This window comes from Haloferax sp. Q22 (genome assembly GCF_001482285.1).
Classification (GTDB): domain Archaea; phylum Halobacteriota; class Halobacteria; order Halobacteriales; family Haloferacaceae; genus Haloferax.
Genome location: NZ_LOEP01000035.1, coordinates 12,489 through 27,349 on the forward strand (window position 1 = coordinate 12,489; position 14,861 = coordinate 27,349).

Annotated in this window: 12 protein-coding genes; 4 read left to right on the plus strand and 8 right to left on the minus strand. The window is 60.0% G+C overall.

Features of this window, described 5'->3' with window-relative positions:
- Positions 1–35: 35 nt before the first annotated feature.
- Positions 36–899 (minus strand): hypothetical protein, encoded by an 864-nt coding sequence (locus AM590_RS16635; RefSeq protein ID WP_172795829.1) that lies wholly within the window; start codon positions 897–899, stop codon positions 36–38.
- Positions 900–990: 91 nt separating this feature from the next.
- On the opposite strand from AM590_RS16635, the gene AM590_RS16640 reads away from it, so the two are divergent.
- Complete coding sequence (locus tag AM590_RS16640) at positions 991–1,959, plus strand: hypothetical protein (RefSeq protein WP_058828441.1); 969 nt, start codon at positions 991–993, stop codon at positions 1,957–1,959.
- A gap of 516 nt (positions 1,960–2,475) precedes the next feature.
- Here the strand turns inward: AM590_RS16640 and AM590_RS21405 are convergent.
- The 3 genes from AM590_RS21405 to AM590_RS16655 form a co-directional block, all read right to left on the minus strand.
- Positions 2,476–2,742 (minus strand): AbrB/MazE/SpoVT family DNA-binding domain-containing protein, encoded by a 267-nt coding sequence (locus AM590_RS21405; RefSeq protein ID WP_082677753.1) that lies wholly within the window; start codon positions 2,740–2,742, stop codon positions 2,476–2,478.
- A gap of 8 nt (positions 2,743–2,750) precedes the next feature.
- Entirely contained in the window at positions 2,751–3,650 is a 900-nt protein-coding gene (locus AM590_RS16650) for a hypothetical protein (protein WP_058828442.1), read from the minus strand.
- 148 nt (positions 3,651–3,798) lie between these two features.
- The gene (locus tag AM590_RS16655) at positions 3,799–7,386 is read right to left on the minus strand and encodes a TraM recognition domain-containing protein (protein WP_058828443.1); all 3,588 of its coding nucleotides are present in this window, start codon (positions 7,384–7,386) and stop codon (positions 3,799–3,801) included.
- Between the two features lie 313 nt (positions 7,387–7,699).
- On the opposite strand from AM590_RS16655, the gene AM590_RS16660 reads away from it, so the two are divergent.
- Positions 7,700–7,972 carry a hypothetical protein gene (locus AM590_RS16660; RefSeq protein ID WP_058828444.1) on the plus strand — a complete coding sequence of 91 codons (273 nt, stop codon included), beginning with the start codon at positions 7,700–7,702 and terminating at the stop codon, positions 7,970–7,972.
- 18 nt (positions 7,973–7,990) lie between these two features.
- On the opposite strand, the gene AM590_RS16665 is transcribed toward AM590_RS16660, so the two are convergent.
- Entirely contained in the window at positions 7,991–8,254 is a 264-nt protein-coding gene (locus AM590_RS16665; RefSeq protein WP_058828445.1) for a hypothetical protein, read from the minus strand.
- 50 nt (positions 8,255–8,304) lie between these two features.
- Positions 8,305–8,982, minus strand: a complete 678-nt coding sequence (locus tag AM590_RS16670; RefSeq protein WP_058828446.1) for a hypothetical protein — start codon at positions 8,980–8,982, stop codon at positions 8,305–8,307.
- A gap of 1,083 nt (positions 8,983–10,065) precedes the next feature.
- Here AM590_RS16670 and AM590_RS16675 point away from each other — a divergent pair.
- The gene (locus AM590_RS16675) at positions 10,066–10,917 is read left to right on the plus strand and encodes a hypothetical protein (protein ID WP_058828447.1); all 852 of its coding nucleotides are present in this window, start codon (positions 10,066–10,068) and stop codon (positions 10,915–10,917) included.
- A gap of 108 nt (positions 10,918–11,025) precedes the next feature.
- Here AM590_RS16675 and AM590_RS20085 read toward each other — a convergent pair whose 3' ends face one another.
- Positions 11,026–11,481 (minus strand): hypothetical protein, encoded by a 456-nt coding sequence (locus AM590_RS20085; protein WP_082677754.1) that lies wholly within the window; start codon positions 11,479–11,481, stop codon positions 11,026–11,028.
- Positions 11,482–12,165, minus strand: a complete 684-nt coding sequence (locus AM590_RS21200) for an ArsR family transcriptional regulator (RefSeq protein WP_253805952.1) — start codon at positions 12,163–12,165, stop codon at positions 11,482–11,484.
- A gap of 83 nt (positions 12,166–12,248) precedes the next feature.
- On the opposite strand from AM590_RS21200, the gene AM590_RS16690 reads away from it, so the two are divergent.
- Positions 12,249–13,637: an ATP-binding protein gene (locus AM590_RS16690; RefSeq protein ID WP_058828449.1), complete on the plus strand. Its 1,389-nt coding sequence runs from the start codon at positions 12,249–12,251 to the stop codon at positions 13,635–13,637.
- Positions 13,638–14,861: the final 1,224 nt, after the last annotated feature.

The window sequence follows — 14,861 nt, forward strand, 5'->3', positions numbered from 1 at the left end:
ACGCTCGTCAGTTGCTTCACGTGGTCAGTCGACTGCTACGTCGAATCTGTAAGCGGGCTCTGGAAGTCGTCTATCGACAGTAGCTCTGCTCCAATAATCTCGTGAACGTCTGCGAGGACAGTTGCGTAAAACGCCGTCCACTCGAGTTCTGGAACTGTGATTTCGTATTTCGACTCAACGAATGTCTTGAACTCGTTGACAATCTGTTTGATGCGCGTTGGGAGTTTGCTGATCGCAATCTCCTCTGATGCGAATTCCCAGAGCTGTTCAAACGTTGTCACCGTCACCGAAAGAAGGTATTCGGAGAAGTGGAGCGGCGACTTCAACATCTGCGGGACGATATCCCGGATGAGATAGTGGACTTCGCTCAGTACGAGTCGGTGGAGTGACGGAGAAACCAGTCTGAGCCGATAGAGATAGCGATTGTTGATGAATCGCGTCCCAGCCCAAGCGGCTTTGTAACTCACAGGGGTGGTAAACAGCATACAGTCCACAATGAAGATTGCAAGCGCCTGGTAGAAGGTCGTGAAATAGGAGTCTTCGACAGCAGCGACGTCTCCTGTGTGTTCGTATTGTGCCGTGAGCTCTTGTGAGGCTTGAACGAGCGTCGCTGCAGAGATGAGCGTCGATGTGAATGACGACAGCATCGCGACGTTCGTCGCGATTCGCACGAACTTTGCATGACCAACGTCAACCGCCAATTCGTCTTCGACGAGTTCCGCGATTTTCCTCACCCGACGTAGCATAGCGATAGTAGGCTGGAACGACTCCCGTTGTGTTTCCACCGTTGCGATCACGTCTTCGAACTCGTATTGTGATAATTCCGTAGCAAACTCAACAGCATAGACGTGTGATGTCTGCTCAATGGAGGGGCGGATACCGGACTCAACCCGGTTCATAGCCAATTGAATCCGCTGTTTATCTGACTGTATCACTATTCTGATTTGTAGCTAGAAAATGTTATAATCTTTTCCACTACTGTTATCATATATGAAACGTCGACGGTTCCTGAAGCTCTCCGCTCTCAGCAGTAGTCTCTCGGTGGGTGGCTCACAGGTTCGGTCAGTCGATGTCTCACATACATCACTCCAGTCGCTTGCAGCGTTCATTGACTCAGCAGATCTCGCAGACCCACAGCAAGTGTCTCAGATCCGGTCGGCAATCGAAAACGCAGTAACCACGAGTCAGCGTGAACTGAACAGTTGGGGCACATCGTACGACCGTCTGGTTGCTGGCATCAGTCACCGAGTCGATGAGTTGCTCAGTATCATTCCCGGTGTTGAACGCCCCCCACCACAACCAGCCCTCGAAGTCGAGATTGACGCGATCAACGCCGCACACTCGTTCTACAACACGCTTTTAGAATTTCTTGAAACCGGCGAAACGACCTCCAGTTCGCTTCTTGCGGATGAATTCGCGATTTATGCAGGTAGAGTCGACCCGACTCTGTTGGGAGATATTGATGCTCAACTCACAGCAATGGAGCAGCAACGGCAAACGCTTGATGAGGTGCTGGCGGCCATGTATTCGTCAGGTTCGATTTCCACTTCACTCGTTCCTGACTACGAACAGACGCTCGCTGGCATGAATCGATTGGAAACGGTCTATGCAACGTTCGGGGATCTCCATCGGGGTCTCACCGAAACGACTCAGTTACTGTCGGCGGGGACGACGTCACGTGAGATGGGCGAGTTTACCAGCGCGAAGCAACAGTTCGACGTCGCCATGACCCAGGCTGCACCGTCGGTCAATGACGCGCTGGTTTCCTACGCGCTTGACGCCAATTCGCTGTCTTTGGGACGGCTCCAGCAGATACTTTCAGTGTACCACGCTGGGGCAGTCCGCTTCAGCGCGTCGTGTGAGGCAACCGAACGCGACGCACGGTCGCAGAACGCCCAATTTGGTGAGGGAATCGATCACCTCCTCGAGGCACGCCATCTTCTCCAACAGAGTTGGTAACTGGCTAGCGGTTGTCGAACGCCCCCGCGGCGACGACTCGAGGGCCGCCGTGCGCGCCTCGGCCTCCGGCCTGCGGTGCTACAGTCGGCCGTCTTCGTCCTCGCCGCGGCCCCGTTCAATCCCACCCTGTGGATAGGTGGGGTGTCGCGTCGGGTGTGGTAACTCGGCACGCACGTTCATTGGGGAGGACCGACTTGCAGTATCTATGACAGACACCCCGTCGTCGGGTCGTCCACCCGATTTTTCGACGTCGTTCCGTGAGCGTCTCGATAACGCTCCCGTCGAAGATCGACTCTATCGCGTTGCGCTCGAACTCACCGAGCCAATGCGCGTCTCGGAGATTGCGACGCGTGCAAAATGCGCCCCGGATACCGCGCGGCGATATCTCACCCTCTTCGTCAAGATTGGCGTGTTGAACTCAGTTGGCGACGACCCCGTCCGCTTCGAGCGCAACGAAGCCTACTTCGAGTGGCGACGACAGCATGACGGACGGCAGTGAGCAAACAGGACGACGAGCTATCGGTCGCCAAACGTGGCTTCGCCAGCATCCCGGAATGCTTTGTCGCCCCACTCTGCGTCCGAGTTTCCTGTCGTGAGTGTCTGCAGGTCTGGTAACTGGCGAACGAGCCGAATGTCGCTTCCCTCCCGGATGACTTTGAATGTCGTTCCACCGTCGATGTGCAACTCGTCGCGGAGAGCGTGTGGAATTGTGAGTCGTCCTCGTTCGTCGATTGTTACATCACCGTACTCGTCATCATCGGGTGTCTCGTGTGGTGGTCTCATGTCTCTGGTTACTTCCCACCCAGTACGTTCGTCGTCTCATGGTCAAGGGCGACTTCATACGCAGTACGTCGTTCTCTCTCGGCAATGTAACAGGTTCTCACGTCTGCATCATCGAAGGCAGCAAGATCAGCCTCAGAGATCGAGACAATTCGCTCAATATCTACTAATTCGTGGGTTGTGCCTGGTGGCTGGATGGAGAAGTTGTAGTCCCCAACTAGGATGTCCTTCCCTTCGTGCGTAACGACTCGGGATTGGTTGAACTTCTTCGCGTGGCTCCGAATGCGTCTCAGTAAGCCAGTAAACCCGCCTTCACTTTTCCCGACGTAGAACCACGTCGATGATTCGCTGACTCGCTTCAGTTTGAGTACGTACACATACGCTTCAGCGTCTGGGTCGGAGCCTGCTGCATCCTGGAGGATTTGTTTCCAATCCTTCTCAACCTGTGTGTCCCGTTCAGGTTCCTCAGTAGGGCGGATACTGTCTAGCGAGTCAGGGCGGTACTGCCGTACGGCTTCCGTCGAGTCAATCCCATGTTCTGTTTCGAGGATAGCTACGATCGCGGGCATCAGTGGCCCGACAGCCCCTGTAATCTCATTGCAGTTATCTCGACCTGGGATTGCGAGCGCCTCGTCCGAGTTGACGAAGCCGGCGTCTCGAAACGCATCGGCTAACTCCTTTTTGAGGATTTTGTGATCCTCGTCTCGTTTCGCTTCGAATCCTGATCGCCCCGAGTCTGTAACCACGGCAACGAATGCCGCATACGTGTCTGCATTTCTGTGTATCGTCCCCTCGAAATCGTTGCCATCGAAATACGCGATAATCGAAGCCCGCGTTCTGGTTCCCTTTTGCCGAACGGTATTGTCTGAGTCGATCTCTCTCGCTCTGCGGTCGATTTTCTCAGTATTCATATTCATATATACTTACATATAAGCGTATAGTTTTACTCCTCTTCGCACTCGTTCGCCGCCGACGCAATGGCTATCGTACCGACGACAACTGGCCCACTATCCGCTCCCCTCCGTCGAAGACGAGACCGTCACCCAGCCTACGCCACCGCTATGATCGGTCCAACGTCGAATCGCGCAACTGCTGGAGGGTGTGCATCTCCGAAAACCCGGGCTGGTCGATTTGGAACGTCTTCGGCGGCGAGTTCGTACTGTAGGTTTTCTCGACGCGCGGCGGCCCCTCGTTCGGTTCGTTGAGCCCGCGGAGGACTTCGTGTGCATCACTGCGGTTTTTCACCACCCAGACGGCCGCCTCGGGGTCGCAGGCGGCCATCTTATCGAAGTCTTCGGGGACGGCCGTGAGCAGGTCGTTGTTCACCCGCTCGGCTTCGAGCGTGACGACAATCTCGCCGTTCGCATCGAGACAGACGGCATCGAGTCGTGAGCCCTCGTGTTCGAAATACGGGACGGTCTCGACGGCGGCCGAGTCGTCGTCCTCGACGAACGCCTGTTCGAGATAGCGGCGGCCGACTTCGACCATCACGACGTGGAGACTCGACTCGCTGAGGTCGCCGCGGCCGTGACCGTAGGCGACGCCTTCGCGGTGGCGAACCCCAATCGCGCGGCGGCCCTTCGGCGTGACCGTATAGAGCTTGTGCGGATAGGTACAGTCGAGCGCGAGCGTGCCACCATCGACGAGTTCGCGCACCGACGCGTGGTCGATGCCCGTGTACTCTTGGAGGCGGACCATACTGTCGTACAGGATGTCGTACTCGAATTCCGTGTCAAAGCGACGCTGGTGGGCGGAATACACCGCCTGCAGGAAGCGCAGCTGTGCATCCGTGAACACGCTTTTGCGACGCTCTTCGGGCGTGAGCGTCAGCGAAATATTCGAAATCGGGATGTCGTCGCGGTCGACTTCCTCGAGACTGTGACAACAGCCAATGGCGTTTTTCAGCCCTGTCAGCGAAGGGTCATAGCGCGTCGAACACTCGTCGCATTTCGCCGCGTGGGCTTCTGGGTCGTAGACGACTGTCGGCGGGAGCCGACTCGTGTAGGGAAGCGTCGAGTTGACTCGCGCTTCGGGAATCGGTGCGTTCCACGGTTCAGCCTCGTCGGCCGGCTGTGTGGCTGTCCCGGGTGTCCGTGCGGTCGAGGACTCGGTGGGTGCGTTTGTGGACTGTGTCGATGGCGTGGTGGGTCGTGGTGTCCGGTCGCGACTGGTAACGCCATCGACGGCAAGGCCATGGGCCTCCCGTGACCGCGCTTCGAGGAAGTCGCACGTCGCGGCGAACGCCGTCTCGCGGGCCTCGGAAAACGGCGACGGGCCCTCGGGATGGCCCGCGGGCAGCGGCGCGCTTTGGAGAACGAACGGCGTGGGTTCGGCGTCCCCGAAGCCAGCGGGGAGCGTGGTGAGCCACTGGCCGCGTCGGAGGGCGCGGAGTCGGGCTTGGACCTCGCGTGCGGGGTGGGCAGTCGTCGCGAAGCGATGGCTGAACTCCGGGTCGACCGCGACGTTGCCGGTGACGATCGTCGAGACGTTGTTCAGGACCTCGCGATACGCCTCCGGGTTGGCCGCACGGAGTTGCGCGGGGAACTGCATCGCGAGCGTCATCGACAGGCCGAACGACCGCGACTGCGACAGGAGCTTCGACAGGAGCGACGACGTCGAGAGTTCGGCGGCCTCTTCGAGGTACAGATTGACGAGTGGGTGGTCGCCGTCGGGGTGCTGTTGGGTTCGGCGACGCAGCGCCGTCCACAGCGACGACAACAAGACGAGCGTGATGACGCGTCGCGACGCCGGTCGCAACCCACCCGTGTCGATGATGATGACGGCATCGTCGTCGATGTGGGTTCGAAGGTCGAAGCGTGGGCCGGTGCCGTCCTCGGCGTGGACGTGATTGAACAGCTGTGCGAGCCGGGCGTCGAGCGGCACTTTCTCGATGCGGTTGGCGACCCCCTGCATGAGTTCGTCGAACGAGCGCTTGGAGTTGGCCGCGACGCCCGCGAGCATGGCTTGGAGGTCGTCGTCGACGACCGGCGGCGGGTCGCGCGTCTCGTGGAGTCTCGCGACCGCGGTCTGGAACTCGCGGTGGGTGAACGCGTCCGAACCGTGGACGGGGTCGAACATCGCCTTGAGGACGTAGCGGATGATGTCGGGTGACCGAACGGCCTGCTCGAAGCGGTCGCGACCCATGATGCCGATGAGGATATCGACGTAGTGGTCGACGACGTCCTCGACGGCGGTCGTGCGGTCGATGCCGGCATCGAGTTGGTCGCGAATATCGAAAAACGACAGCGCGGGGAGCGTCTCCGTGCAATCGAAGTACGTGACGTTCTCGAGCGAGCCGTGGCGGGCGTAGTGAGCCCGGAGATAGTCCGCGGCCATGCCGTCGCCTTTGGGGTCGATGAGGATGTCCGCGCCCGCGGTCGCGTCATGGTTGTCGAGCATGGCGGTGACGAGACTGGTCGACTTCCCGGAGCCGGTGCGGCCGAACCAGCCGACGTGGAGTGGCTGGAGCGATGGGGGCAGCGAGATGGGTTCGGCTTCGGGTTCGCCGTCGGCGCTCTGGGCGTGGCCGAGTGTGAGCCCTGCTGTTCGGTACCGTTCGAGACGGTCACGCGCCGGGCGCGTGAGACCGTGTTCGTCCGTCGGCGTCGGCGCGAGTGCGCGCTGGGCGTCGGCCGGGAGCGCCGCGGCATCGAGCAGGCAGACGGCGGGGAGTTCGCGCCCATCCATGACGAGGGCAGGACTCGCGTGGTCGGTCCACGGGAGCTTCGACCGCAGCCTCGTGTGGTCGGGGGTGGGTGCGTCGCGGTTGCGGACGGCGTCGAACACCGCCCGTGCGTCGTCGCCGGTTCGCTCGCGGCCTTCGATGCGGTAGTGGTCGCCGCTGAGTGGCGTGAACGCGGTTGCGAGCGAGGTGAGTTCGGGAAGCGTCGCGTCGTGGTCCGTTGTGGTCGCCACGGCGCGGGCGGTGACGGTGAACGACCGCCGGGCGTCCTTGTCGTCGAGGGCGTCGAGCCGGGAGTTGACGGCCGGGTCGGCGGTGTTGGCGTCGGTGTTCGTCGACGTAATCCAGTCGTCGACGAGACGCTGTGACAGCGTATCGCGGCCGTTCGTCAGGCGGCGGCGACGGTCGCGGGCGTGGTGTCGCCAGTCAGCATGCGGGGTAACGAGCACTTGGACGGCCATCGGGACGGTCGCGTTCGCGAGCGTCGAGACGACCGTCGCAAGCGGTGGTCGCGTCTCCGTCTCGAGAAACGACGCGTACGGCGTGAGCGTCGTCTGCCAGTCCTCGCGCCGGTCGGGACAGCCGACGAACTCGACCGCTCGATAGCGTGGCGGGCGGTAGCGTTCGAGCGCTTCAGCGTCGGGGTCGGCGTCTGGCGCGGCGGGTGAGAGTCGGTCCAACGGGTCGGTCGTCGTCGTCACCTCGAACGAGTCGGGGACGAGTTCGCGACACCACGAGTCGATGGCTCCGCCGAGGTCGCTATCGACGCTGAGCGTGTAGTCGATGGTGCTTTCGGGCGAGCCGTCGGTGACGAGGAGCCATTCGAGCGGCGTTGGGTCGCTTGTGGCCGAGAGGAGGTCGAACAGCCGTGTGAACTGCGCGGTGACGGTCGCGAGGTCGAACGAATCCGTTGTTGGTCGCAGCCGAACGAACGACCGCGTAGATGTGGACTGAATAGTGACCATCGGTCACGGTGATTCGACATAATTCCTTCTCTATGTGTGGTTGTGATAACAGGACTACGGCGTGGTTGTACCGAGTCCGTCGAACGCCCCCGCGGCGACGACTCGAGGGCCGCCGTGCGCGCCTCGCCGCTCGCGTTGCTCGCGGCTGCGGTGCTACAGTCGGCCGTCGTCGTCCTCGCCGCGGCCCCGTTCAGTCCCACCCGGTGACTGGTCGGTCGTCGTCGCGTCTGTGTTCGACTCGTGGTGCGCGCCAGTATTGTTATCGCGCGCCTGCAGGGGTGCAGGCGCGTGTTCTGGCCTGCGTTGATTCACAATGTGTGGTAACTGCGAAACGGCGTCGACTGTCGATGATGCGACCGAACAACAGCTGGAATTCGAACTGTACGCGTGGCTTCGCCTCTACGCGGACGAGGGTGTCGACCCTGCGCAGCTCGTCCAGTTGCTGTTGCAGACGGCTGTCGTCGTCGACGAACTCGATGGCGTGCCACGGACCCCACCGGGGCGAGATACGACGGCGTACAAACACCTGCTGGCGCGGACGGACGAGGTGAGCACCCGGTTAGGTGTCGATGACATGCACAAATAGGGTCAGACTCCTCTCGCGTCACTTCGAACTCGTTCCGCGGTCGACGACGACTCGCCGCGTCTGTTTGGCGTCAAGCCCAAACAGGAGTCCAGCGAGAAAGAGCAGTTCGTTCCCCTGGTAGTACTGTGTGACGATATAGTCGATGAGGCCGATTTCTGGCGCGGCCACGCCGAAGATGACTAACAGAAGCGCGACGATGGCCGCGAGTCCGGCGACCGTTCGAACCACCACCCCCGAGACGAAGCCGACGAGGAACACGACAATTGCGGTGAGTAGACTCATCGCGTCTCTCAGAGGTGATGCAGGAGTAAAGTCGTCGTGGCCAAGCACCGTTACTGTGTGAGGAACGGACTCAGGTAGCTCTCGTCTCGAAACTCCGGAATCGAGAGGAAGAACTTGTGTTCCGACCAGAGTTCGTCGAAGACGATTCGGTCGGTTCCCTGTGTTTCGGCGACCCGTTTGAACGCCGCCTGGAGTGCGCTTGCGGAGAGTCGTGTCCGTGGAGCGCTTTCGGGACTCAGATTCAACAGCGCGCTCGGTTTCGTCTTCTCAGGTCGCGCCCCGTCGTCATGAATACAGCCAGTTTCGACGAGGGCGGCGACCACGTGTTGGTCGAGCGGGACGTAGAGGTCCCCACGCCACGCTTTCTTGAAGCCGAACGCGTGGACGACCTTGCGAAGATACTCGTTGGCGATTTTCGGGCCGACACCCTCGATATCGGTGAGGTAGTCGTACGCGTCTGCGTGGGTGTCCAGCGACTGAAACGTCTCGGCATCGAACGCCTCTCGAGCGGTCTCAACCTGTTCGATGCTTTGGGGTCCAGCTCGTTGGCGAATCGTGATGCTAAACACAGTCTCGAGGTGGTCCTCAATCGTGTCGAGAGAGATTCCGTAGATGGTCTCGTACTTCTGGCGCGTGTAGTGGGTGTGTCGGCCGACGCCACCGTTATCGTCGGTCGGGAGTGCTTCGAGGACGGCCCCCAATCGCTCCTCGTCAATCTCGAGTCCCATGTGAACACTTCGCACCGAAGCTATGTGACGATATCGCTGGCTGTCACGTCGGGTCTCTCCAAGCAGTTCATCGACGACGTGACCGAGTAGTGGGCGTCTCCCAAGCGTCGCTCTCGGAGTGAACAGCGACGCGCGTCCGTACGCTTGGGGGTGACTGCTCGGGTTGTGCGCGCTCCGGCGGGCAGACCGTTCCTGCCGGGCCCGGGCGTTTCGCGCTTCCGTTGCGTCTGCGACGGACGGGGCACGGTCGCGGGGCCGGGTCGGGCCGGGTGCAGCCACCCGATACCGGTCAGCCCCGAGGGCGGGTCTGCGAGCACTCGACCCGCGTCCGGGCCGTGACCGAGACCGGGCTGGCTGCATCTTCACCAGCCGTTGCGTCGGCGCTCCCTCGATGCGGTCGCGCCGCCGGTCGGCTGGTTCAGACGTGGCCGCTTGCGCGGTCCGGGCGGGCTGCTCGCCGTTCGGGCACTTGCCCTCACCCCTCGTTCGCCCGGGCTACGGTGGCTATTGGGGGTTCGCCGTGCTCACCCCCAATATGCCACGGTCCGGGGCTCACTCAGGGCTGGCTGTGCGGCCTGCCGGGCCTGCGCTCAAACTCGGCCGCGACGAGCTGTGGGTCCGCGGGCGTCCAGCCCGCGCCGGGCTGCCGCACGAGGCGTTTCCGTTGCGTCTGCGACGGACGGGACAGGCTCGTGCGGGTCCGGGCGCGGTGCTGTTCCGGCGGGTCCTCACTCTCTGCGGCCTCGCTGTGGCCGTATGCGACGCCGTTCAGGACTGTCAACCCCCCGCTTGCCGTCTCGTCGTCCCGGTTCAGCCGTTGCGTCTGCGACGGACGGCCTGCACGGGGTCGACGACCCGCGGGTCGGTGGATTGACTGCCCTGACCGCGCGCTCACCTCGAGGTTCACCCCCGCGCTCGTTTGTGGGGGACACCTGTTGGCGACGCGCCGCGCCGGACAAGCCGGCGAAGGCGCGGCGGCGTCGCCGTGAGACGATTGGTGTCGGTCAGTCTGTGAGAAGACTGCGGCTGGAGAGTCGTGGTGTCGGAAGAAGACGCCGAGTGAGCGCCTTTCAGAGAACTACAATGAGTAGTAAGAAACAGTTCCGTAATGAAGTTTCGCACAGCAATCACCCCTCGACGGTCGACGACGACGTGGTTGATGAGACGCCAGCGCTCCATCCCACAGTTGAACTCGAAATCCAAGCCAAGGTTGACCTGAATAACCCTGAAGCGGTTGGTCGGGGACTGACCCTCGCGGAAGAAGAGCGGATGGCTGCACGTGAGTGGGAGATCGAACAGACGCGTGCACGGTGGGATCGGAGACAGACGTCGGGTCGAGAGGCGCGGACGGCGACGGCGGTGGAACAGTCGAGTATCGAAGCAACGCGTGCATTCAAGAAACGCGCGGGGTGTGTCAATCGGTGGGCTGACCCGGAAGAACCGGATCCACGTGAGCAACTGACGGCTGAGCAGTTGGGCGTTGTGAACAGAGAGGCAGGACGAATGCAGTCGAAACTCGATGGATGGTCGCGGGCGGTAATCAGCCGGCGACTGGCCGAGGACGTCGCAGACGGGAACTCGATGATGAGCGCGGTCGTGGGTGTGTTCGAGGAGTTGCAACAGGCACCCGGGACGGTGATTCCGATTGCGGCGGTCAGCGAGGTACGTCGTCGTGAGGTGTCGATTGAGGGGACGATAACCCAACTCTGGGAGTCATCGAATCCGGCGATTCAGCAGGTGGGACTCATTGAGGACGAGACGGGACGAACGAAGTTTACGGTGTGGCATAATAGTCGGCAGCCAGCTGTCAGAGAAGGCGAGCGGGTGACGCTGCGGAACGTCGCAAAGAGCTGGTACGGTGGGCGTGTTTCGGTAGCCGTGACGGGGTGGTCGGACATCAGCTTCCCAGAGCGCGAGGCGTGGTGGGCTGAGTAGGCGTCGCGGGCGGGATTTTTCTTTTTTGACGTATCCACCACCCCGGCCCCACCTCCCCACCCACCGCTCCGTGCTCGCACCTACGGTGCTGCGCGCGCAGCCACGACCTCACGGTGGATTTTCGGCTGTGTTTAGTGCGTCGAATGAAGCCGTTTCGTACGCTCGACGCCAGAGTTGATGCACCGCTCGTGCAACGAGCATTGGCTCTGTCGTCACGATACAGGACGGCTCTACGTCGTCCGAATTTGCGTCGGGTGGCGTATGAAAGTGCTTCTCTGGTGCGTCCGGTTTGGGATGGTAATCGTAGCGGAACTGTACACCACACTCATCGAGATAGTGGAAACTGTAGTACTGACGCTGGAACCAGCGAATATCGAACCGACACCATGTCGCCTCGGCGATTCCATCTCGAAAGTGAATCTGCAGTTTCGTTGGGTCGAGGCGGCTATCGAACCCCGCATCTTCGACGAGGCCGTCGGCACGTGTGAAGACCGTACGAATCTCTTCAAGCGCGACATCATCGATTGGGCCAACAGCGCCCTCAACGTCCGTCTCGCCTGCCATTTACGCTGTGGATTGAGAGCCGTCGTCGTGTAGTGCACCTTGGCTGCGGATCGTGTTTCCACGATCAGAGAGCCGAGCCGCTGCAGACCGGCTATCATCTGGATCGAAATCGTAGAGTGTCAGCGCAGCTTGGGCGATCTCAAGGTTCTGCTCAATTTGCTGCCATCGAGTGAGGTCTGCCCATCCGTCAGCACCGGACTCCAATTCCAAGGTCAGTTCGTCGACAGTCGTCGCGTCGTACTGTTCTTGGATCGCTTGCCGTTCTTCTTTCAGTTCCCGAATCGCCTGTCGAATCTCATCTTTCGTGTGCTCGCGGTGAATGTCGGCGATCCGCCGCATCGCCAGCATCTGCGGTGCGCGCATGTAGCGAGTGGCATCGTCAGCTGCAATCACTTTGACACGGCCAGTCTCAGCGAGCGCTGAGAGGTGCTTCCGTGCAGTTGGTTCACTCACATGGGCACGCTCAGCAACTTCGCTGGCAGTTTGTGGGTTCGTTGTAACGTCGATTACCTGTCGAATACGCTCAAACGTCGTGGTGTCTGCTTTCCAGTCATCAATGACTGCCTCGTTGACGTTACCCTGCCACGGTGTTGTGGGGGAGCCTGCTCCGGTCATTGGTCGTCGTACGAGCGTGGTGAGTAAAATAGCTTTGCTGGAGATTTCTAATTTTTGCTTCTTGCGCATGGGCCAGTTAGTAAAATCTAGATTAGTAAAATCACGATTAAGATAATCAGAACGACTATGATCTACCAAGCCAAACACGGACTATGTCTCGGCCTTCCTTCGTCAACCGCGACGACGAACTCTCGTTTCTTCGATCCCGGTTCGACCGTGAGACAGCGGAGTTGCTCGTCATCTATGGCCGGCGGCGGCTTGGAAAGAGCGCGCTCGTCCGTGAAGCAATTCATGACCGAGACGATGCGGTGTACTGGCAGGCGACCGAGGAGACTCCGGACGTACAGCTCGCAAGCTTCGTCGAGACCGCTCGCGAGACGTACCCGGTCGTTGACGATATCAAGCGTGACTGGGAGTCGATTCTCAAGACGCTTGGGCGGCAGGACGCAGTCGTCGTTATCGACGAGTTTCCATACTTAATCGAATCCGACGATGCAGTCCCCTCAAAGATACAGCGGGTCTGGGACCTCTATCTCGAACAGACGGCGGCGTCGTTGGTACTGGTCGGGTCGTCGATCAGCGTGATGGAAGAGAAAGTGCTCGGAGGAGGGAGCCCGCTGTACGGACGCCGGACCGGAACCATTGACTTGCCACCACTTGCGTTGGCCGACGCACGACAGCTGTACCCCACAGACGACCCAGAGACAACGATTGAGACGTGGAGCGTCTTCGGTGGGACGCCGTACTATCTTCAGGCGCTCACCCCAACGGTATCGCTCGCGGAGAACATCCAGACACACGTGCTTTCCGAACACGGTGTGCTCCACAACGAGCCAGAGTTCCTCCTCCGGACGGAGTTCGGGATTCGAGAGCCACAGACCTACTACACGATTCTCCGGGCGATTGCGACAGGAAAGCGCGAGGCGAGTGAGATTGCTAACTTCGCCGGTATCGATTCGAACGCACTCGGATCGTATCTCGCGAAGCTCCGTCGACTGCGACTGGTCACACGGGATATCCCGGTCACGGCGAATCCCAATGCGACGCGAAAGAGCCGATACCGACTGAATGAACCGCTGTTTCGGTTCTGGTTCCGTTATGTGTACGGCCAAGAAGGGACACTCGCCCAGCTCGGTGACAATGCTTTCGAGGAGTTGGTCGCACCTTCGTTCTCGGAGTATATGGGCTCGATGTTCGAACTCGTCTGTCAGAATGCGCTCCCGTCGTTAGTTCCCAAGACCTACCACGGGATTGGCTATTGGTGGCACAAGCATCACGAACTGGACGTTGTCGGCCTTGCGAGTGACGGCACACTCGTCGCTGGGGAGTGCAAGTACACGCAGCGAGAAATGAACGAAGGCGACCTTGCCGACCTAGAGCGGAGCGCTGCGCAGGTCGACTGGACGCCACCGGAGGGTGGTGATCCGACGTACCACTACTGTTGCTTCGCTCGTTCAGGATTCTCTGACGGCCTGCGAGAAGTGGCATCTAATCGGTCGGATGTATCGTTGTTCACCCCGAGTGAGATCGTGTCTGAATGATTTAACTAGGCACATCTCGTTGGTTGATGTGTATTGTTGCCATGCGTCGTCGATTCGTCGTTTCGAGACACACAGGTCGGGTGACCATTCCAGCGAACCTCTTTGTAAACCGGTTTGATGAGGAAGCGTGTCAACAAACCGAAGACGGCGCTCAATTCAGCTTTGACTGTGGACCGGTGTTTCGGACACACATCGCTTGTCAAAGCGACTGGCAGCTCACACGGACGGAGGATGGGACACGGATCTCCGAATCAATCACATACGGCCACACGTGGTATCGATTCGCTCTTGGTGGTCTCTGTGTTGGGCTGGTCGGTCGTGGACTCGCGGTAAGTGGTGCATCTGGGGTTGCCGCAGCGGTGACTGCGTTCAGCATTCTTCTGTTGTTGTTTGCGTCTAGTCTCCTGTTTCGAGAGACGACACTTCCACGTCAGCAAGTTGAGCTTGATTCGTTTACCAGTCCGCAGTTCGGTCCCCTAAGTATCGCTTGGGCTATGACACTCTGGGCGACGGTTCTTCGCCCAGCATATGGCCTCTTGTGTAGTACTGGGCTCGTCGGCATGTGGTTGATCCACGGACAGTCTCCCCGAGTTGAGACGTCTCTCGAGCGTCTGAGCCGTTTCCTGTCAACGTACTACTGGAGGCTTCCGGCAGTCCCGAGTCGATACATTCTGACGATGGCGGGTGCGGCGGTTGGACTCGTGATTTTTAGTCTACTCAATATGCAGATCTCGATCAGATCTCCATTGCAGACTACCATTATCGTCGGTGTGACTGGTGGTCTCGTCGTGTGGCTCTTGTCCTCGATTGGTTCACGACGCCAGGCTAGGGGTGCAGTCATCGCCGCCGCAGCGCTCTCTGGATTGGTTGTCCTTTCGCTCCCCACCCAGTTTTCAGTCCGAATTCGGCCACTCCCGGTTCACTCACTACAGAGCTATCTCGGTCTCGGGGTTACTGCAGCACTCCTTGTTATGATCTGGGGCAGTCTCTGGTTGTTCCTCTTCGGACAACAGTCCAGAACCCGAGCGCAGTTCTTGGAGGCTGGTCGTGAGATATCGACACGACAGGCAGCAGTTGCGGCGTACCTGATGATTACTACTGCAGGGGTCTTTCTGTGTTCGATTATACTCGTGGCCCATTGGTCTTTAGCTAAGCCTCAGCAGTCGGTTGGATGGTGGTAGCGAGCTGTTCTCGAAGGATCGGTCGTTGCTTGTGGATCTTCTG